A 22455-nucleotide genomic window follows, 5' to 3' on the forward strand; every position below is an offset into this window, starting at 1 on the left:
TTTACGTAAATACGAAAAGACAGCGGTCAAATATATGGTATACTCTGCCTCAATTATGAAAAAAGCACTCATTACTGGAATCACGGGGCAAGATGGATCTTATCTTGCAGAACTTCTTCTCGAAAAAGGCTACGAGGTGCACGGGATTATTCGCCGTTGCTCGACCTTTAACACGCAGCGCATCGATCACCTTTACACCGATCCTCACATTAACGGCACCAAGATGTTTCTTCACTATGGTGACTTAGCGGACGGTGTCATGCTGATGAAGCTGCTGTATCAAATTCAGCCGGATGAGATTTATCACCTGGGGGCTCAGAGCCATGTGCGAGTCTCGTTTGATGTGCCGGAATACACTGGCGATGTAACAGGTTTGGGCACGCTCCGTTTGTTGGAAGCCATTCGCGAGGTCGGTCTGGATAATAAATGTCGTTTCTATCAGGCCTCCTCTTCCGAGATGTTTGGTATGGTGCAACAAGTGCCTCAGACAGAAAAGACACCTTTCTACCCCCGCTCGCCCTATGGTTGTGCTAAGGTGTATGCCTATTGGCTGACGGTCAATTATCGCGAGTCCTATGGTATGCATGCGACCAACGGCATTTTGTTTAATCACGAGTCGCCGCGCCGTGGAGAAACATTTGTGACACGTAAGATCACACGTGCGGCCACTCGCATCAAGCTGGGCCTACAGGATAAACTCTATCTCGGGAACCTTGATGCGCAACGCGACTGGGGCTACGCGAAAGAGTATGTCGAAGCGATGTGGTTAATGCTGCAACAAGACGAAGGCGACGATTACGTGATGGCGACCAATGAGACCAATTCCGTTAAGGACTTTGTCATTGAGACTTTTAATCTGTTGGATTTGGACTGGGAAAAGTATGTGGATTATGACAAGCGCTATGAGCGGCCGACGGAAGTGGACCTCTTGATTGGCGATCCGGCCAAAGCCAAGAAGCAACTCGGTTGGGAGCCGAAGGTGAAGTTTAAGGACTTGGTGAAAATTATGGTGGATTCCGATCTCGTGCTGGCCAAACAAGAGCTCGCCTATAAGCAAGCGACCAATGGATAAGCAAGATACTATATACGTCGCCGGGCACCGCGGCATGGTGGGGAGCGCAGTGGTGCGCGCCCTGCAGGCCGAAGGCTATGGCTCGATTATGACACGCACCCGTAATGAGTTAAACTTACTCGATCAGTCGGAGGTTCGAGCATTTTTCGAGGCGGAACGCCCGGATGTGGCCGTGATTGCGGCGGCGAGGGTGGGTGGTATACATGCGAATAACACCTATCCCGCCGAGTTTATGTATGAGAATTTGGCAATCGCGCAAAACACCATACACGCCGCCTACCAAGCGGGCGTGCAGCGTTTGCTTTTTCTCGGTAGCACTTGCATCTATCCCAAATTGGCGCAGCAGCCGATTCGTGAGGAATCGCTGTTGTCGGCTGCCTTGGAGCCCACCAATGAAGCCTATGCGATCGCCAAAATCGCTGGCTTGAAGTTGTGTGAGTTCTATCGTCGTCAATACGGGGTCTGCTATCACTCCGCCATGCCGACCAACCTATACGGGCAGGGGGATAACTACCATCCACAGAACTCGCACGTGTTGCCAGCCTTGATCCGCCGCTTTCACGAGGCAAAGCAAAACGCAGCTCCGGAAGTCGCGATCTGGGGCACGGGCACACCACTGCGCGAATTTTTACACGCCGACGATGCCGCGGCAGGTATTTTGCATTTACTGCAACTCGAGAATCCACCGGATTGGGTGAATCTCGGCTGCGGCACAGACATCTCGATCGGCGATCTTGCGCGTTTAGTCATGCGGACCGTCGGCTACGAGGGCACGCTGACCTTCGATACCAGTAAGCCAGACGGCACGCCGAGGAAGCTGACGGATATTTCAAAGATTCAGGAAACCGGGTGGTCGCCAAAGATCGATATCGAGCATGGCGTGGCGATGGCGTATCAGTCCTTTCTGGAAGAGCAAGCCGCGGGCACACTGCGTGAGTAGCGGTCGGGCTGTAGAGGGGCCCTGTTGAGCTCGCATACTCGCAGACAAAAGTTGCCTTGAGGGGATTTATTGTCAGGTTTCCTTAAACGACTTTCGCTGAAGGGAGTCGTGCCCGTTGATACCTGCGCTTCTTCTCGATTATGAAACTTCCTCAATTGCCTCAAGAACTCACTGATTTTCAACCTGAAATAGGACTGATCCTAGGCTCAGGACTTGGCTTTTTTGCGGATGATCGTATTCAGGTCGTGGGCCGCTTGCCGTATGGGGAGATTGAAGGTTTTCCTGTGTCGACAGTTCCGGGCCATGCCGGGCAATTTGTTTATGGCACTCTGGAGGGGAAGCGCGTGATATGCATGCAGGGGCGTTTCCATTTTTACGAAGGCTATAAGATGGCTGAGCTCACTTTGCCGATCCGGCTGATGCACCGCATGGGCGTACATACGCTCTTCGTCACCAATGCGGCCGGCGGAATTCATCCAGACTACGTGCCGGGCGATTTTATGATGCTGAGCGATCATATCAATTTTCTCGGAACCAATCCGCTGATCGGCTGGCAGGGGGACGAAGGTGTGCGTTTTCCGGATATGACTGAGGTCTATAATGGCGCACTACGCACCAAGATCCGCGCGTGGGCGAAGGATCATCAGGTGGATTTAAAAGAGGGCGTTTACCTGGCCACGACCGGGCCGAGCTTTGAAACGCCGGCAGAGATTCGTGCTTTTGCGGCTTTGGGAGCGGATGCAGTCGGCATGTCGACTGTGCCTGAGGCGATCGTGGCGCGCAAGTTTGGCATGCGAGTCCTCGGTATTTCTTGTATCACCAACGCGGCTGCGGGTATTTCTAAAACAGAACTCAGCCATGAAGAGGTTTCCGAAACTGCTGATCGCGTGCGTCCTCAGTTTGCGGAGCTTCTTGCTGCCGGGGTGCAGCTTGCATAAAAATATTATGACCACAGACCTATCCAGTCATCCACTGATTCAACACTATTTAACGATCTTGCGTGATCGTTCGACTTCGGCCTCTGAGTTTCGCCGCTGCTGTAAGGGCATGACCGAAGTGATCATGGTCGAGGCCGCTAAGTTACTCAGCCTGGATCCAGTTAAAGTGCATACTCCCTTGGAGATGACTGAGGGCGCGCACCTGAGCCCCGGGGTGGTTTTTGTGCCGATCTTACGCGCGGGCTTGGGGATGTTGGACCCGGCCATGGGGATTATCCCTGGCTCCAGTGTCGGCTACATCGGCTTGGAACGCGACGAAACCACCGCCGAGGCGAGTTGCTATTATGCCAAAATGCCGGACCTTAGCGCGAGTTCACAGGTCTTTGTCTTAGACCCGATGCTGGCCACGGGAGGTTCGGCGGCGCAATGCGTGGAGCAAATTAAGGCGCATGGCGCCAAGCGGGTGAACATGGTCTGCATCATCGCCGCTCCCGAGGGCATCGCTGCATTTGAGGCGGCACACCCGGATGTGCCAATCGTTGCCGGGAAAATTGATCGTGAGCTCAACGCTCAAAAGTATATCCTGCCAGGGCTCGGAGACTTCGGAGACCGTCTATTCAATACTTGATGGGGCCTCGGCTAGTTCAATTTTTGCCTGGTCCACCGCGGCGCAGATTTCGGATAGTTTATTCTTATTGAACGAGGGTAGATCTTCACTGTTCTGCATGTTGGCGAAGCGTTCGCAGGTGGCATCACCGCGTGCTGAGAACGCTCGCGCCAACACTTTGTCCAGCTTGGCGCGGGCGTCTTTTTTCAAATACCAGATATTCCGGTGCATGCTGCCGACCGCGATGCCATTATCAATCATCGTAGCGAAGGTCTCTTTCGACCTTGCGTCCATGCTTTCCCCCGCTTGCTCGTAAATGTTCAGCGGAAACTGCAATTCACTCGCGATGGCGTAGGCCCGCATGTTCGTGGCTCCATAGCGAGCGCCGAATTCGAAAACTGCAATCGCTGCAAAAACAAGTGCAAGCGGGAGTAGAAGTGATTTAATCTTTTCCATAAGCAGGGGGGTGACTGTAGTTGTATCCTAAAGGATACGCCCTATTCAATGGCACGAATCTGGGTGCTGTCGATCAACTTTTCACCTGCATACATTTTTGTGATCACGACAATCGGGTCGCCCTCCTTGCGCCAACCTTGACGTTTGAGGCGGGCAAAGGCTCTTTGAATGGTCGTTTCGTGATCGTGATCAAATTCCATGAAGAACGGTTCGACCCCGCGCATAATTAGTAACTGCTTGAATAGCACTGGGTTATCGGTGAATGCGTAGATCGGCACATTGGGTCGCAGCGAGGAGAGCTTCTGTGCGAAGATGCCGCGGCGCGTGAATACGACGAGTGAACCTTCGAGATCCGAAGCCAGATAGGCCGCGGAGCGCAGCATTTTTGAGCGAGGAAGGCGCAACACCAAATCTTTGCGCAATACCTGCGTCTCTTCTTCTTCGATGCGTGTCGCGATGCGTTGGATGGTCTCGACGCATTCGACTGGATATTTACCTACAGTGGTTTCACCGGAGAGCATCACGCAGTCGGCTTGCTCGCGGATCGCGTTGGCGATGTCGGTGACTTCTGCACGTGTCGGGATTGGCGATTCAATCATCGATTCCAGCATATGGGTGGCCACGATTACGGGTTTCGTGCCCTGCACACAGCAATTGACTGCGCGTGTTTGGATGATCGGTAGATCTTCAAATGGACACTCGATACCGAGGTCGCCACGGGCGATCATCAGACCGTCGGATGCTTTAATGATGCCTTCCAGGTTGGCGATGGCTTGCTGGTCTTCGATCTTTGCGATGATCTTTGCTTTAGAACCGTGATCTTCCAGATATGTGTGGAACTCTTCCAAGTCCTTCGGTTCGCGCACAAAGGAGAGGGCGAAGAATTCGATCTCTTGTTCGATGCCGACATCGACATCGCCTTGGTCTTTCTTAGTTAAGGCAGGGAGGTTGACTCGCACGCCGGGGAGATTGATATGGCGACGGTTGCCCATTGGACCGGGGATCAGCACTTGGCAACGCACTCGTGAACCTTCGATTCGTAATACTCGCAGGCGGATGAGACCGCTGTCCACTAGTATGGTATCGCCCTCGTTGATGTCTTTGGAAAAGCCCGGGTAGTTGACGTCGACGCGGCGTATACCTTCTTCAGTCATGCCACCGATGCCTTCGCCGTAGGTGAACTCGAAGATCTCGTCTTTTTCCAGTTCAAAGGTTTCGTGCACATCACCTGTCCGAATCTCGGGGCCTTTGACATCCATCATAATGGCGATTTGGCGGCCGGCTTTGTCGCAAACCTTACGTACGCGCTGGATGATTTCACGTGTCCATGCGTGGTCGGCGTGTGCCATGTTGATCCGACAGATGTCGACGCCTGCCTTGACCAGCTTCTCCAGCGTGGCTTCGTCTTGGGTCGCAGGCCCGATGGTGAAAATGATTTTGGTTTTATGTACCTGTTTGTTTCATAATAAAAATTCTTTGGGGCGAATTTTTGGGGCAAATAGTTAAAATCGTTAAATAATGAGTTGTTTAGCAGCAGGTGTGATGCCGCTTTCCGGGTCGATAATGTTTATGGATAGGTTCTTTTCCAAGGGCGCGAATTTATCGCGAACGAGGCGGACATTATTGCAGTCCTTGCTTAGGTGGGCTAGGTACACCTGCTCCAGCATGCTCTGTTTGGAGAGCTCTTCGACCAATTCGAAGCTAGCATGATTGGAAAGATGCCCGTGTCGACCTCGAATACGTTGTTTAGTGGACCAAGGGCGGCGTTCGTCTTGTTCGAGCAGCGCTTCATCGTAGTTGGCTTCGATCACCAGCGTGTGCACGTCGCGGATGTGTGCTTTGACGTGCTCCGGCACGTAGCCGAGGTCGGTGACCCAGGCTAGACTGCGGGGTGGTGAAAACAGGTCGCCAACCTCGCCCCATTTAAAGGTGAAGCCGACGGGGTCGTAGGCGTCGTGGGGCAAAGCGAAGGAGCGCACCTTTAAGTCGCGAAAAGTGAAGTCAGTCCCGGTCTGAAAGACTTGCCAGTTTACCGGCTTGCTGGCTTTGGCCTGTACCGCATCGGCGGTGTCGCGATTCGCAAATACAGGCAAGTCCGCGCGTTTGGCCAGACCACGGATGCCTTGCGCATGGTCGCTGTGTTCGTGAGTCAGGAAGACTGCATCGATGGCGTCGAGTGACTCGCCGACCGCTTCCAGCATGCAGCCGATACGCTTGGCGGAGAAGCCCACGTCGACCAATACCTTGGTGTGGCCAGTTTGTAAAAGTGCGCAGTTGCCACCGCTACTAGAACCTAAAATTTGAAATTCGATGGACATTTTGGGGCAAGTTGGAGGATCTAGAGCTTGGCGGCAAAGACTTTTTACGCGCTTGCGTCTCCTTGCATTCATACTTTAGCTGCCCGCTCGTTTGAATTGAGCCGTGGGCTTGCGCTTTAGCCGTTCTACGACATTTTGATACACAGTAAAGTTAACATCGTTGTCACGATCTTAGTCACATGAAATCCGAATCTAGTTCTACATCACCGAATCAATTGAATGCCACAGCGCCTAAATTGAGCAAGGTTTACGACCGCGACTTCGTCCTGACCGACGAATATCGCGCCGCGCTGCCCGATATGCAAAATGCAGATTCGCAGCATATCTTCGGGGCCAATGTGCCCATTCTGAAGGTCGGGATTTCTAACTTTCGCCTACCGCTCCGCTATATCACATCGAGTTCGGACACGCTGACTTTGGAGACTTCGGTGACAGGCACCGTGTCGCTGGAGGCGAACCAAAAGGGCATCAATATGTCGCGCATCATGCGGGTCTTTTACACTTTTCAGGATCGTATTTTCACGCCCGACCTGTTGAACGAAATTCTATTGCTGTATAAAGAGGAGATCCATGCGCATCGTGCGCAGCTCAAGCTTTCCTTTGAGTATCCCATTCTTAAGCCAAGCCTGCGAAGTGGTTTGGAGGGGTGGCAGTATTATCGCGCGGCCTTTGAAGGGCGCGTGGATGAGCTGAACCGATTCCGCAAATATATTCATTTCGATTTCGTCTATTCGTCGGCTTGTCCTTGTTCCTCAGAGCTGTCGGAGCACGCTCGTATGAGTCGTGATGTCTATAGTATTCCGCACTCGCAGCGCAGCACGGCCCGTGTCAGCGTGGAAGTCGCGGAAGGCGAGCACCTCAGTATCGAACGTCTACAGGAAATTTGCCTGGAAGCCTTGCAGACCGAGACTCAAGTCATGGTTAAGCGGGAAGACGAGCAAGCCTTTGCCGAAATGAATGGTGCCTATACCAAGTTTATTGAAGATGCCGCTCGTCTGCTGCATGAGCAACTCGATAGCGAGCCCAAGATTGTCGATTTCCAAGTCGCCTGCGCTCACCTCGAATCGCTGCATTCGCACGACGCTGTTGCCGTGATCAACAAGGGCGTACCCGGTGGCTTCACGGGGCACTTCGAAGACTTTAAGTCTTTGATTCGCTAGGCACGAGCGCGAAGGTGGACGTTTTCAGAGCTACTTGATCGTAATCTTGGCAGTGCCGGAGCTGCTGGGTTGAAAACGTTCACCGCCCGCTTCGATTTGGATGTTTTCACCCGCGGTGAAGAGAATGTCGACGGCTCCTTCTTTTTCCAATGTTGCAGTTTCGCCGGCGCTCATTGTCTTTCGGTAGAGCTCTTTGTTGTCGGACTGTTGCTTGACGAGCACGTAAACGTTGCCGCTGGCGATCAAAGTGATGCTGTTGCTACTACTGGTCGCTGCCGGATCTGTGTCGACGGGCTGCGTGATTTCAGTTGGCTCGCGGAGGTCCGGATCACTGCCTTCGTCGTTTGCGCTGCCGCTGCCGAGTATGGCCCATATCAGGCCAAATACGACAAAGACCAGTGCCAGTGTGCCGACAAAAATCAGGCCGATCTTCATGTAGAAAGTTTTGTCTGCCTCTTCCGCTTCGCTATCCTCTTCTTCCTGGGCTTCGGGTGCTTCTGCGCGAGGCGAGGTTTTCGGGGCGATGCGACCATAGCGGGGGGCCTCTGCGACTTTGCTGTGGCCGCCATCCTCGTGTTCGGAGGATTCTTCAGCCGCTGCTTTTCTGGCTTCTAATTGGCCAAACCACTCAGCACCGCCTTTTTTGCCCAGTCGCGAGGTGCTCATGTGCTGCGTACTGTAGTCGGCCATGATCTTATCCACGTCCAATCTTAAGTAGCGGGCATAGTTTTTGAGGAATCCACGCTTGTAGATCTCGGGCAGGTCAAAATCCATCTTGTTGGTTTCGATGTAGCCGAGGAAGTCACTGCGGATTTTTGTCGCCTCCGCTGCTTCACGCAGGGAGATGCCCTTGCGTTTACGTGCTTCTTCTAGTCGTTCCCCAATACTTTGCATTGTCGCGCATTATGTGAGGGTCTTCTTTTGTTCCGCAAGTGTGAAATTGGGACTTCGTGACGCTGTTTCAATATATGAAAGCGCCATAGGCGATTTATTCGTCGAAAAAGGAGAGAATGGCTTGCCCCGCATCGTGTTTAGGACAGAGGACAGAGGACAGAGGACAGAGGACAGAGGACAGCTGTGTTAAGCAGTTCGTTATGAATATAGCGGCTTGCACCATTTTGGCGATGGCATCACACACAAGTGGCCTCGGTTCTCTGAACCGGGGAAGGAGTGGCCTCGGTTCTCTGAACCGGGGAGGGACCTATTGTGGGACTTGTTTGGCAGAACCCTTAGAGGCAAAATGATTTTTCGCATCTACGCGAAGGCAGGGACTCGGCGAATAAACCAGTCATTTGCTTGGTTTATTCGCGCTCGGAGAGCACGAATAATAGATCGCCCCATTCGCCATCTTCGCGGCTGTCGACCGTGATCTGCACCTCGGGGCGTTGCGCGGCAAATTGTTCTGCAAAGTGTGTGCGTACTTGTTGCAACTCTTTGGTGAGAATCCCGCTGAGTGCCAGTGAGCCATTGGCTTTGACGCCGTTGATCAGTGGGTCGCAGTGAGGGATGAGCACGTCGGTCTGAATATTGGCCAGCACCAGATCCCCCTGTCGACTTCCAGCAAAGCCTTTCTCCAAGTCGGCGACGGCGAATTCCGGTTTTACCAGGTGCGGGTTCTCTTCCGAGTTGCTGTGGCAGACTGTAATCGCTTCGGGGTCGAAGTCGAAGGCGTAGATTTTTTTGTATCCAAGCGCAGAAGCAGAGAGCGCCAGCACGCCGGAGCCGCAGCCAGCGTCGATGATGTCGTGGCTTTCCAGCGAGTCGGGCTGTGCCTCCAGGTAGTCGAGCAGGCGGCGGGCGCAGAGGCGTGTCGTTTCGTGGGTGCCGGTGCCAAATGCCATGCCAGCATCGAGGTAGACGACGGCGCTGCCTGCGGGGGCGGTGATGTTGTCACGTTCCCACAGTGGAATCCAGTGCAGTTGACGGTCGCTCCACTCTTTGACGAATTCCTTGTAGGCGTTTTGCCAGTCAGCATCAATGATGTCGGTCAATTCAAAGTCTTCGGGCAGATTCTTAAAGTCTTGGCGTAGCTTGACGAGTTCGCTCTCCGCTGTGGCCTGGTCGGGGAAGATGCCAAATAACTCATACGGATCGGTAATCTCTTTCTGCATGATGCCCCAGTAGGGGGACTCGACTTCGCAGAAATAATCTTCGAGAGGGTCGGCCATTTCATCAGGAATGCCTGTGCGGAGTTCAACTTGTTTGCTCATGCTTGCGGTTTTTACTTCCTTTAATCTGTAGTGCAAGCGGCAATATATATGGACTTTAAGACCTGCCTTGAATGCTGAAATGCTCGCCGACTATCAAGAATGTAGGAATCCTTCTTCTTACTCTTTCTCGACAAGACTCACCGAGCCCATGCATATTCTGTACGATAAATTTATATGCGTTTATTCGAAGACTTTATTCCTATCCCTGAAGAGTTGTGGTCGTTTGAGACCGGCGCGCCGCTGCAGCGTTGTGCAATATGCGATTGTGATTTATTGCTTCAAGGAACCAACTACCTGATTGAAAAAGCGTTTAAGGGTAATGAGGTTATATTTGAATATGCAATGTGCACAAAATGTTGTGTCCTGTTGTCGCAAGAACTGTCAGTTCAAAGTAAAAAACTGATTGATCATTATTTCGATGAACATGGAGACCTTGAGCAGCGTCGTTTGAGTTACTTGGGTCAATTTGGAACTAATTATTCTAAGTGGGTGGATCGTTGTATGGTGAAGGGCACACCCCGATCAGAGTGCGGTGAATTTCAAGTATACGCGTGGTGTATCGATAGCGACTTGGTCTTTACTGGCATGCCATACATGTTGAGTGGGGACTGTATTGACGACCTACTTGGTCTACTCTCTGAAGAAACGCTGGGAGTTCTGAGTGATTTTTCCGATAAGGTATTTGGCATCGATTTGCCTCAGGGATTACTGATTATTTAGTCCTTACAGGTAGTCTTACGGGGCCCTCTATTTCCGGTCGCTGCCTAGACTGTGGCGATTTTGCCTTTGCTTAGGCGTGTCACGACGTCGGGCAGTAGCGCGTGCTCGGCGATGTGGACTTTTTTAGTTAAAATGTCCAAGGTGTCGGATTCTTCGATGCGTACTTCCTTCTGGTCAATGATCGGGCCTGCATCGAGTTCGGGAGTGACCCAGTGCACGGTGCAGCCTGTAATTTTGACACCGTGCTGATACGCTTGCTCGATCGCGCTCATGCCTGGGAAGCTGGGCAGTAGGCTTGGGTGCAGGTTGATCACGCGGCCTTCAAAGGCTTCGATGAAGGGGCGCGTAATGATGCGCATGAAGCCGGCGAGTACGATGAGCTTGGGGGAGAAGCTCTGGATGCGCTCAATGTAGGCCTGTTCCGCGGCATCGCTCAGACGGGCTCCCTTGCGGCCGGGATCTAGGTAGATCGCGGGCACTTTGTATTTTTGCCCTAGCGCGAGGATGCCTGCGTCCTCGTGGTCGCTAATGACTGCGGCGATTTTGGCTGCACCCAGTTTCTTTTTGGATTCAGACTTGAGCAGTGCCTCTGCGTTAGTGCCGCGACCGGAGCCGAGAATGACGATTGGATAGGACATTTAGTTCAATTAGGAATTAAGAAATAAGAATTAGGAAATTTACCTGAAGAACTTTTTTGCTTTTTCGACGAAGGATTCGCTGACGGGGTTGGCCGGATCGCCGCAGGCCTCTGCGTATTCTTCGAGTTTAGCGGTTTGTTCGCTGGTCAGCTTGGTGGGCACTTCCACTTGCACGCGGATGAGTAGGTCTCCCTTACGGCCGCGCGTAGTGCTGGGATGCCTTGTTCGCGTAGGCGGAAGGTGGTGCCTGTTTGGGTGCCAGCTGGGATCTTGAGCGAGCCTTTGCCGAAGAGGGTGGGCACGCTGATGGAGCCTCCCAGTGCGGCGAGGGTGAATTTAATCGGCACCTCGCAGAAGAGATCGTTATCGTGACGTTCGAAGAGTTCGTGCTCTTTGACGTGGATGATGATGTAGAGGTCACCTGCTTGGCCGCCCATGTGGCCGGCTTCGCCCTTACCTGCGGAGCGTAGTTTGGAGCCTGTGTGTACGCCGGCAGGGATGCGCACTTTAACGGTGCTGCTGTCCATGACGCGGCCTTCCCCGCGGCAGTTGCTGCAGGGCTTTTCGATGGTTTGTCCCGCGCCTTGGCAGCTGGGGCAAACTTGGCGAAAGCTGATGAATCCGCGGTTGGACGTGACTTGGCCTGCGCCACCGCAGGTGGAGCAAGTGACTTTGCTGGAGCCGGGCTCTGCGCCGGAGCCGCTGCATTTCTTACAGGAAACCGGGCGCCGGTATTTGATTTCTTTTTCTGTGCCTTTGGCTGCTTCTTCCAGCGAGATTTCCAGATCGTAGCGCAGATCGGATCCGTGTTGAGCGCCACCTGCGGATTGACCGCCGCCGCCTCCGAAGAATTCTTCGAAGATGCCGCCGCCGCCTCCACCGCCGCCGCCAAAGGCTTCGCGGAAGATGTCGAAGGGGTCGTGTCCGCCCATGCCGCCACGGCCTGCGCCGGGGTTGCCCATGCCACCTTGTTTGAAGGCGGCGTGTCCGTAGCGATCGTAGGCTGCGCGCTTGTCGGCGTCTTTGGTACGTCGTAGGCTTCGGAAATTTCCTTAAACTTGGCTTCCGCTGCCGCGTCGCCCGGGTTTTTGTCCGGGTGGTATTTGACGGCCTGTTTGCGGTAGGCCTTCTTTAGGTCGGATTCGGAGGCATCTCTGGAGACGCCAAGTAGTTCGTAATAATCGTTCGCCATGTCAGTTGTATTTAGCTGTCTTCTTTTGCGGGGCCGCTGGATACGATTACGTTTGCAGCGCGAATGAGTCGATCGTTGAGGCGGTAGCCTGCACGTACGGTCTGGATGATGTGGTCTTCTTCGACTTCTTCCGAGGGTTGGTGCGCTACGCACTCGTGGAAGTTGGGATCGAAGGTTTCGCCGTCAGGGATTAATTCTTCCAAGCCCTGCTCGGAGAGCGACTTCTTAAGCTGGTCGTCTACCATTTTAAAGCCGAAGGTGACGTCTTTGGCTTCTGGGTGGTTTTCGGCTGCTTGTAGGCCTAGCTTCATGTTGTCGAGCACGGGTAGGAGTGATTCGACTACATTGGCTGCCGCGTTGCGGATGATGTCCTGCTTTTCGCGCGCGATGCGCTTGCGGTAGTTTTCCATGTCCGCGACAGAGCGTAAGTAGCGAGTTTTCATCTCCGCAGCTTCGGCTTGTGCTTTTTCGAGTTCAGTCAGCACTGGCTCGTTGTTTTGCTTTGCCTCGGCTTCAGGTGCTTCCTCGTTCGCGCACTCGGTCGTTTCGACGGTGGGCTCTTCGATTTCTTCAGAGATTTCTTCGTTCTTTTTAGTCATGGTATTTTAAAGTTTAGATCTTTGCGGACAGCGATTTATTCGCTCGGTTTCAAAGTGAGCGCGGCAGTGTGAGGATAAATTATCAGAATTCAAGGGCGCAGTCTCAGTATTGAAACCTCAGTTTAGTGACTGCTTACCGCTTGACTCGCCATCGAAAAAGAGAATTTTTTGTCACATGGCAGAATTAGATGAAAAATGGCCGGAAAATGTAAAAGGTAAGTTCTACGTCGATGAGCAATGCATCGACTGTGATCTTTGCCGTGAAACTGCTCCGGATAACTTTACTCGCGACGAAGATGGGGGTTACTCCTTTGTCTATAAGCAGCCGACTTCGGAAGAAGAGCTGGAGCTCTGCGTGGAGGCTCTTGAGGGCTGTCCTGTGGAGGCCATTGGTGACGATGGCGAGGAGGGGTAGTCTGCTTCTATTTATATAAACCTTCAAAGCCCGCCGCATATGGCGGGTTTTTTATGCTTTAAATATGACTGAAATTTCTGAAGCCCACGCTCGTGAACTCGAGAAACAAGCTGCTCGCAAGGCTGAGCTGGCTGAAATCTGTCGTCAGGATCTGGCTGGCTGTGACCGTATTCTCTTTGAGGCGGGGTGTGGTCACGGACATTGGTTGTCGGACTATGCCGAAGCCAATCCGGATACGGTCTGCGTGGGGATTGATCTCATTTCATGGCGGATTCGTAAGGGCAATGATAAAAAGGCTAAGCGCGGAATTGAGAACCTGCACTTTTATAAGGCAGAATTGGGAGAGTTTCTTGAAGTGTTGCCGAGTTCGATTCGTTTTGAGCGCACTGTCTTGTTGTTTCCTGACCCGTGGCCTAAGGCGAAGCATCATCGCCGTCGTATGGTGCAGCCCGCGTTTCTGGATGAAGTCGCTCGCCGTACAGATCGGGGAGGGGAGTTTTGCTTTCGTTCGGATGACCGACCATACTTTGATTGGGCGGTGGAGCATTTGGACGCGCATCCGGATTGGGAGATTGATGCGTCGGCACGCTGGCCTTATGAAAGCGAGACCTACTTTCAGAGTTTGATGGATGAATATTTCTCTGTCGTGGCGAAGCGGGTGTAGTGGTCGCTATTTTTTTACTGCTGTGTGGGCCTTCGGGGGCGACCTATAATATATCCAATATATCCAAGGCGGCGATGACTGCGAATTGGGTCAGCATGGCGATGCCAAGTAGGGCATACACGAAATACATGAAATAGTCGTTGGCGAAACGGCGCTCGGGGAGCTTGCTGCGGGCTTTTGAGGGCTTCTTGGGCGTGTGACGCTCGGGCTCATTGCCCGTGATTGCGGGGGAACTGCCCTTGCGGTCTCGTAGGTGTGCAAGTCGATCGGTTAAGTTGGTGAGCTCTGCCATGTTGTGTAATTCTGGGTCGAGTTTTGTGTGGCTGGCAAGTTTAGAATATCCGATTCGATTTATGTTGGTTATTAGGTTTGCTAATCGTGGTCATTTTTGGTGAATTCGGGGGTTGACGCGCATAGAATGGGTCTCCATCACATTCGCTTCCCCGTGGACTAACCGCGGTTTTTTATTTCCCTATTCAGTTCTACGTGAACAAGCTACTACCAACAGTCTTTCTTCTCTCTGGAACCGCATCCGTCTTGAATGCAGCGGATGGCGTGAGCCCGTCTCCGTATGAATTGACGGAGTTGTTTGGGCTTCCATTGACGAATACCATTGTGACCACCTGGGTGATTTCGATTCTCTTGATCGTCGGGGTACGTTTGAGTGTCGGCACACCAAAGCTGATCCCTGGTAAAGGGCAGGCGGTAATCGAAAGTTTAATTGATGGTCTGCGTGGCTTGCTTGAGCCGATTGTTGGTAAAAAAGCATTCCCGATGGCTTTCCCGTTGTTGATTGGTTTGTTTCTTTTCATTCTGATACATAATTGGAGTGGATTGATTCCCGGTGTGGGCGTGTTTGGTCATGTGGAGCATGGGCATCTGACGTATTGGATGCGTCCTGCGAACTCCGACTTGAATGCGACTTTGGGCATGGCCCTGATTGCGATGCTGGCATGGTTGGTGATCAGCTTGAAGATTGCGGGCCCTAAATTCTTCATCTGGGAGCTCTTCGGTAATAAGGCGGATAAGAAGGAAACTCCTAAGCCTGTTTATTTGATGCTGATCCCCATCTTCATGATGGTGGGCCTGATTGAAGTGGTTTCGATTGCGTTCCGTCCTGTGTCTTTGTCTTTCCGTCTGTTTGGTAATGTGTTTGGTGGTGAGAATTTGTTGACCAGTATGACTGGTATGGCGCCATACATCGTTCCCATTCCCTTTTATTTCTATGAAGTGCTCGTCGGTGTGGTTCAGGCGTTAATCTTCACTTTGCTGGTGGCTATTTATATTGGCCTAATGACGAATCACGACGAGGAACACGCTCACTAGCTCTACCCACTTTCAGCGTCGGGACTATGTCAAAGAATCGTAGGCGGCGCAGAAAATAACTAAATACAAACTCAACGATAAATATTATGTTCGATATCCTTGCAGAAATTACTGGTAAAATTCACGTAGCAGCCGCAGCCATTGCAGTTCCTCTCGCAATTGGTCTGATTGGCCTCAAGGCTTGTGAATCTGTCGGTCGCAATCCAGAAGCAGCTACTAAGGTGCTTGTTCAGTCGATTATCGCTATGGCTTTCGCCGAAGCGATTGTCTTCTTCGCCATCTTCCTTGGCTAATCTGGTTTTCCAGTCTTTGCCGGCGACCCGCGCAGATGCGGGGCGCCGGCTCTTTCTGACTTTTTCTATTACTTTCCTCTCTATGAAGGCCATATTCATTACTTTGCTACTCGCACTTTCTCTACCGCTCGGTCTTGTTGCCGCTGACGAAGCGCACGCGGCTTCCTCTGTCGAGGGCAAACTCCATGGAGTCGCTGAACAATTGCATGCGGATCTCGCACATGCGGGGGAAAGTATCCACGAGGAAGAGGATAAGCTGACCATGATCACAGAGAAGTTCGGCGTGTCGCTGCCGACTCTGATCGCTCAAATGGTCAATTTTGTGCTTGTCGCCTTTGTTCTCTACAAATTTGCCGTCAAGCCGATCGCTGCCACACTCGATGAGCGTCAGCAAAAGATCGCCGACGGGCTGCAGTATGCCGAGGAGATGAAGACGCAGTTGGCTGAAGCGGAGCGCGAGCGCGCCGAAAAGGTGAAGCAAGCTGCAATCGACGCGCAAGCCATCCTGACTGAAGCACGTGAGCAGTCTAAGGAGATGATCGAGAGCAAAACTCAAGAAGCGGCCGCACAGGCTGAAGCGATGATCCGTAAGGCGAGCGAAGCAACGGAGCTTGAGCGCCAGAAGATGCTTTCCGACGTGCGTCAGGAAGTGGCACGTCTGGTGGTTGCGACTTCTTCCAAAGTGCTTTCCCGTGATCTATCCGATGCGAGAAGCAAACTTTCTCCGATTCCGCAGCCAAAGAATTGGCTAATGCTGGCTAAGCCCCATTTTTGATCCGATGAAACGCGATAAAAAGATCACCAAGTTGGCTAAGAAGCTGGTTGAGTTCTCTAAGGACGACAGGGGTGTTGTCTCCGAAGCTAAAGTCGGCGAGGTTCTCGCTGGACTAAAGCAAGTGGAGCTTCGCAATCCCGTCGCCACGCTTAAGGCTTATTTGGCCTATCTACGTCGCGAAATCGCACTGCAAACAGCTGTGGTATCCACACCGGCTGGATTGAGTGCGGAAGCTCTGCAAGCGATCGAAGCTAAATACTCTGCGATTTACGGACGTCCGATTAGCGCAGTGACTCAACAAGATACTTCTCTAATCGCTGGTGTGCGTGTGCGTGTCGGTGATGATGTTTATGATGCGTCCGTTGCCGGGCGCCTTCAACGCCTCGCTGAGAACGTTCACTAAACGCATTTTATCTTTCACCTTTTTAACCGGCGCTACGAAGCTAAGCCGGATGTATCCTTCAAAATTTCCCTACCTTTCAAACTATGAGCTCTATAGTCGAACAAATCGAAAACGAAATCGCTAGCTTCCAAGCTGGTGCCGTCAAATCCAATACCGGTAAGGTTGTTTCCATCGCCGATGGTGTGGCCAAGCTCTCCGGTCTATCGGGCATCATGTATAACGAAATGATCGATTTCGGTCAGGGCGTTACAGGCCTGGCTTTGAATCTTGAAGAAGACGAAGTCGGTTGCGTGGTCCTGGGGGACTACTCGAAGCTCAAGGAAGGTGACGAAGCGACCACCACTGGCAAACTGCTTTCTGTCCCTGTGGGCATGGGCCTCCTCGGTCGTGTCGTGGATGCGATTGGTAACCCCATCGACGGCAAGGGCCCCATCAACGCGACCGAAACGTATCCAGTCGACCAAGTTGCACCTGGTATCATTCCACGTAAGTCGGTCGACCAACCCATGCAAACTGGCATCATGGCGATTGACTCGATGATCCCCATTGGCCGTGGCCAACGTGAGCTGATCATTGGTGACCGTTCGACTGGTAAGACGACCATCGCGATCGATACCATCATCAATCAATCCAAGATCAATAACCAGCATCGCAACGAGGATGGCAGCTTCCCCGAAGGTTTCCGCCCAGTCTATTCGATTTACGTAGCGGTGGGGCAGAAGAATTCCAATATTGCACGCACGATCTCTGTTCTCGAGAAAGCGGGCGCGATGGAATACACCATCATCGTTTGTGCGTCTGCGGGGGACAATCCTGCCAATCAATACATCGCGCCTTTTGCCGGAGCTTCCATGGGCGAGTTCTTCATGCACAATGGCATGGATGCGCTGATCGTATATGATGACCTTTCCAAGCAAGCGGTTGCGTATCGTCAAATCTCCTTGATCCTGAAGCGCCCCTCTGGTCGTGAAGCCTATCCAGGTGACGTTTTCTACCTCCACTCCCGTCTGCTTGAGCGTTCCGCTCGTGTCAATGAGGACAATGGTAACGGCTCGCTCACCGCGCTGCCAATTATCGAAACGCAAGCAGGCGACGTGTCGGCTTACATTCCTACCAACGTGATCTCCATCACTGATGGTCAGGTCTTCCTTGAAACCGACCTGTTCAATCAAGGGATCCGCCCTGCGGTCTCGGTGGGTCTATCCGTTTCCCGTGTGGGTTCGGCTGCCCAGATTAAAGCAATTAAGAAGGTGGCTGGTAAGGTGAAGTTGCAACTCGCTCAATTCCGTGAGTTGGCGGCCTTCGCTCAGTTTGGTTCCGACCTCGATGCCAAGACCAAAGCTCAGCTTGAGCGTGGTGCCCGTGTCGTGGAGCTCTTTAAGCAAACTGCATTCAACCCTATCTCGGTGGAAGTGCAGTCTTCGCTGATCTGGGCCGTTCAAAATGGTTTCTTCGATAAGATCGATGTCGCTAAGATCGTCACCGCGACTTCGAGCTTGCGCGAATTTCTCGAAACTCGTGGTGCCAAGGTTATGGACACCATCCGTGCCGAGAAAGCGATCAGCGACGAATCAGAAGCTGCCCTCAAGAAGTCTCTCGAAGAGTGGCAAGCCGGTTTCTCCGCTTAAAACTTTCGCTAGAGAGTTCTTAATTCCTAATTCTTAATTCCTGATTAAATAGAATGGCCAATCTTCGCGACATCCGCCGCCGCATCAAGTCGGTTAAAAATACCCGGCAGATCACGCGTGCGATGCAGCTCGTCTCATCTTCCAAGATGAAACGTGCGCAGGACGCCGCCGTAGCGGGCCGTCCTTACGCTCTGCTGCTCGCCGATCTGCTCGACACTGTTGGCGAAAAGCTCGACCTTAGCGGTGCCACGATTTCGCATCCCTTCTTTGAGAAGCGAGAAGTGAAGACACGTGGTATCCTGATCCTCTCGACTGATAAGGGCCTTTGCGGACCTTTGAACACCAATCTTTTTCGTAAGATTACCGATGAGGTCAAAGGCAGTGCTAAATTCGTAACTGTCGGTCGTAAGGCCACACAGTTCGTTTCTCGTTCCAAGCGTGATTTGATTGCTGATTTTAGCATCTCGGATAAGGCCAATTTTCAAGAGTTGCGCCCCATGCTGAAGATGCTGATCGAAGCTTACAAGAGCGGTGAGGTTGATACGATCGAAGTCGCTTACCCGAGCTTTGTAAATGTGCTTGTTCAAGAGCCCATTATTCAATCATTGCTTCCGATTGTTGATCTGCGCGAAGTGCTGGATCAGCTCAAAAAGCGCGTCGCTGGCGAAGAAGAAATTCTTGCTGCACGTGTGGATACACGTGAGATGGTCTTTGAGCCTTCGGCTGAGGAAGTTCTGGCGCAATTGCCCGATCTCTACGTGAAAGTGATTATTCACCAACTCCTGCTCGAAAGCCGTGCCGCCGAATACTCGGCTCGTATGGTTGCGATGAAGGCTGCAACTGATAATGCGTCGAACCTCGTCGACGATCTCACTCTCGACTATAACAAAGCCCGCCAGGCGGCGATTACTCAGGAAATCCTGGAGATCGCTGCAGCCGCTTCCGCCCACTAACCCTCTTCTTCTAATTTAAGTCCCGGCGTATCGTAGAGAGGCCGGACCCTCCCTTTAAAATCATCATGAGCAATAACGGTAAAATCGTCCAAGTCATCGGCGCCGTCGTCGACGCTGCCTTCCCGCTAGACAGCGTCCCTGAAATTTTCGACGCGATCACAATAGCCTACCAAGTTGATGGCGTTGAGAAGAACCTTACACTGGAAGTGCAGCAGCACCTCGGTGAGGGTCTTGTTCGCGCTGTTGCCATGACCTCGACCGACGGCCTAGTCCGCGGCATGGAAGTGGTGGGCACGGGAGCCTCGATCTCCGTCCCTGTCGGCGAAGCGGTCCTCGGCCGTATCTTTAATGTCACAGGTGATACTGTGGATGAAAAAGGCCCTGTTGGCACTGACGAGCGTCGCTCGATCCACCGCCAACCGCCAGCACTTGTTGACCAAGCAACTGATGCCGAGATCCTCGAAACTGGTATCAAGGTGATCGACCTCATTTGCCCCTTCACCAAGGGTGGTAAAGTGGGCGCCTTCGGTGGTGCGGGTGTGGGTAAGACCGTTGTCATCATGGAGCTGATCAACAACATCGCTAAGGCGCACGGTGGTTACTCCGTATTCGCTGGTGTGGGTGAGCGCTCTCGTGAGGGGAATGACCTTTACCACGAAATGTCCGATGCGGGCGTTATCGACCAAGAAAACATTGGTAACTCCAAAGTGGCCCTGGTCTATGGTCAAATGAACGAGCCCCCCGGTGCACGTATGCGTGTCGCCCTGTCCGGTTTGACCATGGCTGAATACTTCCGTGATGAAAAGAACCAAGACGTTCTGCTCTTCGTGGATAACATCTTCCGTTTCTCTCAAGCCGGTGCCGAGGTGTCTGCGCTTCTCGGTCGCTCACCTTCTGCGGTGGGTTACCAGCCAACACTTTCTCAGGAAATGGGTAACCTTCAGGAGCGTATTACCTCCACCAAGAAGGGTTCGATTACCTCTTTCCAAGCCGTTTACGTCCCTGCCGATGACTTGACTGACCCTGCGCCAGCCAACACCTTCGCTCACTTGGACTCCACCATCGTTCTGGAGCGTTCGATCGCTGAGCTCGGTATCTACCCCGCGGTGGACCCCCTTGCTTCGATCTCCAATGCGCTCGATCCCGCCATCGTTGGCGAAGAGCACTACAAGGTGGCTCGCGGTGTGCAAAACGTGCTGCAGCGCTATAAGGACCTGCAAGACATCATCGCGATTCTGGGTCTGGACGAGCTTTCTCCAGAAGACAAGCAAACCGTCTACCGTGCACGTAAGGTTCAAAAGTTCCTTTCACAGCCATTCCACGTTGCGGAAATCTTCACCGGCACACCGGGTGAATACGTTTCGACTGCCGACACCATCAAGGGCTTCCAAATGATCCTCAATGGTGAGTGCGATGACCTCGCCGAGAACGACCTTTACATGAAGGGCGGCATCGAAATGGCAATCGAGGCCAACAAAAAGGGCTAATCAGATTCTTCTGACTTCCGTCCTCTGATCTCTGACTTCTGAACGAAAATGCTTACACTCGAAATAATTACACCCGACGAAAAAGTTCTCAGCACTGAGGCCACCCAAGTCGTTTTGCCGACTGAGTCGGGTGAAGCTGGTATTTTGACTGGCCACATCCCCATGGTGACAAAGATCGTCGCTGGCGAGTTGAAGGTCATCAAAGACAGCGGCACTGAGTTTATCGCAGTAGACCACGGTTTCGCCAAGGTTTTGGGCAACACCATTTCGGTGCTGACTGAAGCTGCAGTTGACGTGCAAGAGATCGATCTCAACGAAGTTGAGTCGGCTCAAGCCCGCGCAGTTGAAGCCTTGCAAAAGGCAGAGGCTGAAGGGGTGGATTACGATCAACTCGAACAAATCGAGAAGAATATCCAATTCCTCATCGCGCAAAAATTGGCCAAAGGCCGTCGTCGCTAGAGCCAATTAGAACATTTCGAAACGCGTCTCTCTCAAAGAGACGCGTTTTTTGTGTACTTTTTTAGCCAGCGGGGGAGGACTGTATACTTTACGATAGAGCCCCATTCATAAAAAAGCTGATAAAATCTGTGGGTGTAGCGGAGCGACGAAGCCGTTTCGAGCGACGCTGGTAGCGCTGCCGCAACACGAACTCTTCATAGCTTTGAATACGGGCGGAGCGAGTGGTGCTGACGCTTTTTTACAGGTTACATAACCATATGCGCGGAAGTGTGATTCTATGCAGGACTATAATTCTGGCATCGCGAATGCTAATTGCTCGGCGGGAGCAGATCAAAATTATGAGTACAATTAGTCCACACATTACTGAATTCGGAACCGTCGATGAAGAAGTCGACGCGGTTTCCATGCATCGCTATTGCCGCTCGAGAAATTACGTCGAGAAGCATGCCTCGGCGATTCAATCCTCTAGCCTACTTGCAGATGCTGGTTTGGATGCGAATTTTCGTGAAAGTATTCAAATAGGCCTTGATACAGTTCGTATGAATACCGTGCCCGCATTACTTGCGATTTTTTCTATGGTGATCCTGGCGCTCATGTACGCGGTTTTTCCATTTTTTGAGAACACGTTGAATCAAATTGCTATTTTAAAAAGTAATCTCGGGCCCGCGTTTGCATTCTTCGGCATGGGACTCACTGTAGGCTTTCTGTCGGAATACATGAAATTACGACGGAGCGCCACGCGCCGTTGGACTCGATCGAACACCGTGAACTTTTTATTTATGTTCATGATGTTTGGTGTCATCGCGACTGCCAAGGATCCTATTTATTACTTGCTGGCCAATATTTATGGAGAAGGCACTTCATTCTCAATAATTCTTCGTAAGGTCATGTTTGATCAATTTGCATGGACTTTGTTTTTGGTCTGTCCGGCACAAACCTTTCTCTTTGCATGGAAAGCGCATGGCTTTTCCGGTAAGAGTTTACGTGCTGAGTGTCCCAGCTTTTCAGAGTTTTTCGCTCTTAAGATTATGCCAGCACTGATCATTAACTGGAGCTACTGGCTACCAGCGAGTGCGATCATTTTTTGTTTTCCTACTGAACTCCAACTGGCTGTATCAATCATGGCAGTCAGTATTTGGATTATCTCACTTAATTGCTTCGCCCCAAGCTATCGTTCGATTCATTTAGCGGGGAAGTAATCA

General features: G+C 52.2%; 24 protein-coding genes and 2 pseudogenes. 17 read left to right on the forward strand and 9 right to left on the reverse strand.

Going from position 1 to position 22455, the window contains the following annotated elements; translation table 11 throughout:
- Positions 1–55 precede the first annotated feature (55 nt).
- The 4 genes from gmd (at position 56) to upp (ending at position 3578) form a co-directional block, all read left to right on the forward strand.
- Positions 56–1072, forward strand: coding sequence for a GDP-mannose 4,6-dehydratase (gene gmd, locus SH580_RS14950; RefSeq protein ID WP_319831645.1), 1017 nt, complete (start codon positions 56–58; stop codon positions 1070–1072).
- Positions 1065–2012 (forward strand): GDP-L-fucose synthase family protein, encoded by a 948-nt coding sequence (locus tag SH580_RS14955; RefSeq protein WP_319831646.1) that lies wholly within the window; start codon positions 1065–1067, stop codon positions 2010–2012. Before gmd ends, SH580_RS14955 begins: the two co-directional genes overlap by 8 nt.
- A gap of 140 nt (positions 2013–2152) precedes the next feature.
- On the forward strand, positions 2153–2950 hold the full coding sequence (locus tag SH580_RS14960) for a purine-nucleoside phosphorylase (protein ID WP_319831647.1): 798 nt from the start codon (positions 2153–2155) through the stop codon (positions 2948–2950).
- A gap of 7 nt (positions 2951–2957) precedes the next feature.
- Positions 2958–3578 (forward strand): uracil phosphoribosyltransferase, encoded by a 621-nt coding sequence (upp, locus tag SH580_RS14965; protein WP_319831648.1) that lies wholly within the window; start codon positions 2958–2960, stop codon positions 3576–3578.
- On the opposite strand, the gene SH580_RS14970 is transcribed toward upp, so the two are convergent.
- From SH580_RS14970 to SH580_RS14980, 3 genes and pseudogenes are all read right to left on the reverse strand, one after another.
- The gene (locus SH580_RS14970; protein ID WP_319831649.1) at positions 3564–4013 is read right to left on the reverse strand and encodes a hypothetical protein; all 450 of its coding nucleotides are present in this window, start codon (positions 4011–4013) and stop codon (positions 3564–3566) included. The two genes, upp and SH580_RS14970, sit on opposite strands and share 15 nt — an antisense overlap.
- A 41-nt stretch (positions 4014–4054) precedes the next feature.
- Positions 4055–5473 (reverse strand): annotated as a pseudogene (gene pyk / locus SH580_RS14975) (pyruvate kinase); the annotation flags it as partial.
- 51 nt (positions 5474–5524) lie between these two features.
- Positions 5525–6331: an MBL fold metallo-hydrolase gene (locus SH580_RS14980; RefSeq protein WP_319831650.1), complete on the reverse strand. Its 807-nt coding sequence runs from the start codon at positions 6329–6331 to the stop codon at positions 5525–5527.
- A gap of 179 nt (positions 6332–6510) precedes the next feature.
- Here SH580_RS14980 and folE2 point away from each other — a divergent pair, with 179 nt between their 5' ends.
- Positions 6511–7491: a GTP cyclohydrolase FolE2 gene (folE2, locus tag SH580_RS14985; RefSeq protein ID WP_319831651.1), complete on the forward strand. Its 981-nt coding sequence runs from the start codon at positions 6511–6513 to the stop codon at positions 7489–7491.
- Positions 7492–7521: 30 nt separating this feature from the next.
- Here folE2 and SH580_RS14990 read toward each other — a convergent pair whose 3' ends face one another.
- Together SH580_RS14990 and SH580_RS14995 are read right to left on the reverse strand one after the other, a co-directional pair.
- Positions 7522–8385: a helix-turn-helix domain-containing protein gene (locus tag SH580_RS14990; protein ID WP_319831652.1), complete on the reverse strand. Its 864-nt coding sequence runs from the start codon at positions 8383–8385 to the stop codon at positions 7522–7524.
- 407 nt (positions 8386–8792) lie between these two features.
- Positions 8793–9701 (reverse strand): 50S ribosomal protein L11 methyltransferase, encoded by a 909-nt coding sequence (locus SH580_RS14995; protein WP_319831653.1) that lies wholly within the window; start codon positions 9699–9701, stop codon positions 8793–8795.
- A 174-nt stretch (positions 9702–9875) separates the two neighbouring features.
- On the opposite strand from SH580_RS14995, the gene SH580_RS15000 reads away from it, so the two are divergent.
- Entirely contained in the window at positions 9876–10421 is a 546-nt protein-coding gene (locus SH580_RS15000) for a hypothetical protein (protein WP_319831654.1), read from the forward strand.
- Between the two features lie 44 nt (positions 10422–10465).
- Here the strand turns inward: SH580_RS15000 and purN are convergent, their stop codons facing one another.
- From purN to SH580_RS15015, 3 genes and pseudogenes are all read right to left on the reverse strand, one after another.
- The gene (gene purN / locus SH580_RS15005) at positions 10466–11059 is read right to left on the reverse strand and encodes a phosphoribosylglycinamide formyltransferase (protein WP_319831655.1); all 594 of its coding nucleotides are present in this window, start codon (positions 11057–11059) and stop codon (positions 10466–10468) included.
- Between the two features lie 39 nt (positions 11060–11098).
- A pseudogene (dnaJ, locus tag SH580_RS15010) lies at positions 11099–12251 on the reverse strand (molecular chaperone DnaJ).
- Positions 12252–12262: 11 nt separating this feature from the next.
- Positions 12263–12850: a nucleotide exchange factor GrpE gene (locus SH580_RS15015; RefSeq protein ID WP_319831656.1), complete on the reverse strand. Its 588-nt coding sequence runs from the start codon at positions 12848–12850 to the stop codon at positions 12263–12265.
- A gap of 175 nt (positions 12851–13025) precedes the next feature.
- Between SH580_RS15015 and SH580_RS15020 the strand changes: the two genes are divergently transcribed.
- Together SH580_RS15020 and trmB are read left to right on the forward strand one after the other, a co-directional pair.
- Positions 13026–13265, forward strand: coding sequence for a ferredoxin (locus tag SH580_RS15020; RefSeq protein WP_319831657.1), 240 nt, complete (start codon positions 13026–13028; stop codon positions 13263–13265).
- A 64-nt stretch (positions 13266–13329) separates the two neighbouring features.
- Positions 13330–13929: a tRNA (guanosine(46)-N7)-methyltransferase TrmB gene (trmB, locus tag SH580_RS15025; RefSeq protein ID WP_319831658.1), complete on the forward strand. Its 600-nt coding sequence runs from the start codon at positions 13330–13332 to the stop codon at positions 13927–13929.
- 43 nt (positions 13930–13972) lie between these two features.
- On the opposite strand, the gene SH580_RS15030 is transcribed toward trmB, so the two are convergent.
- Entirely contained in the window at positions 13973–14221 is a 249-nt protein-coding gene (locus SH580_RS15030; protein WP_319831659.1) for a hypothetical protein, read from the reverse strand.
- 194 nt (positions 14222–14415) lie between these two features.
- Between SH580_RS15030 and SH580_RS15035 the strand changes: the two genes are divergently transcribed.
- From SH580_RS15035 to SH580_RS15075, 9 genes are all read left to right on the forward strand, one after another.
- A complete protein-coding gene (locus SH580_RS15035; protein WP_319831660.1) occupies positions 14416–15255 on the forward strand; it encodes a F0F1 ATP synthase subunit A in 840 nt (279 codons plus the stop codon).
- A gap of 86 nt (positions 15256–15341) precedes the next feature.
- Complete coding sequence (locus SH580_RS15040) at positions 15342–15548, forward strand: ATP synthase F0 subunit C (RefSeq protein WP_308985320.1); 207 nt, start codon at positions 15342–15344, stop codon at positions 15546–15548.
- Between the two features lie 82 nt (positions 15549–15630).
- Positions 15631–16323: a F0F1 ATP synthase subunit B gene (gene atpF / locus SH580_RS15045; protein ID WP_319831661.1), complete on the forward strand. Its 693-nt coding sequence runs from the start codon at positions 15631–15633 to the stop codon at positions 16321–16323.
- Positions 16324–16327: 4 nt separating this feature from the next.
- Positions 16328–16726, forward strand: a complete 399-nt coding sequence (locus SH580_RS15050) for a F0F1 ATP synthase subunit delta (protein ID WP_319831662.1) — start codon at positions 16328–16330, stop codon at positions 16724–16726.
- Positions 16727–16809: 83 nt separating this feature from the next.
- The gene (gene atpA, locus SH580_RS15055) at positions 16810–18354 is read left to right on the forward strand and encodes a F0F1 ATP synthase subunit alpha (protein WP_319831663.1); all 1545 of its coding nucleotides are present in this window, start codon (positions 16810–16812) and stop codon (positions 18352–18354) included.
- Between the two features lie 53 nt (positions 18355–18407).
- The gene (gene atpG, locus SH580_RS15060) at positions 18408–19307 is read left to right on the forward strand and encodes an ATP synthase F1 subunit gamma (protein ID WP_319831664.1); all 900 of its coding nucleotides are present in this window, start codon (positions 18408–18410) and stop codon (positions 19305–19307) included.
- Positions 19308–19372: 65 nt separating this feature from the next.
- The gene (atpD, locus tag SH580_RS15065; protein ID WP_319831665.1) at positions 19373–20794 is read left to right on the forward strand and encodes a F0F1 ATP synthase subunit beta; all 1422 of its coding nucleotides are present in this window, start codon (positions 19373–19375) and stop codon (positions 20792–20794) included.
- Positions 20795–20842: 48 nt separating this feature from the next.
- Entirely contained in the window at positions 20843–21253 is a 411-nt protein-coding gene (gene atpC, locus SH580_RS15070) for an ATP synthase F1 subunit epsilon (protein ID WP_319831666.1), read from the forward strand.
- A gap of 338 nt (positions 21254–21591) precedes the next feature.
- A complete protein-coding gene (locus SH580_RS15075) occupies positions 21592–22452 on the forward strand; it encodes a hypothetical protein (protein WP_319831667.1) in 861 nt (286 codons plus the stop codon).
- Positions 22453–22455: the final 3 nt, after the last annotated feature.

Source organism: Coraliomargarita algicola, assembly GCF_033878955.1.
GTDB classification, from domain to species: domain Bacteria; phylum Verrucomicrobiota; class Verrucomicrobiia; order Opitutales; family Coraliomargaritaceae; genus Thalassobacterium; species Thalassobacterium algicola.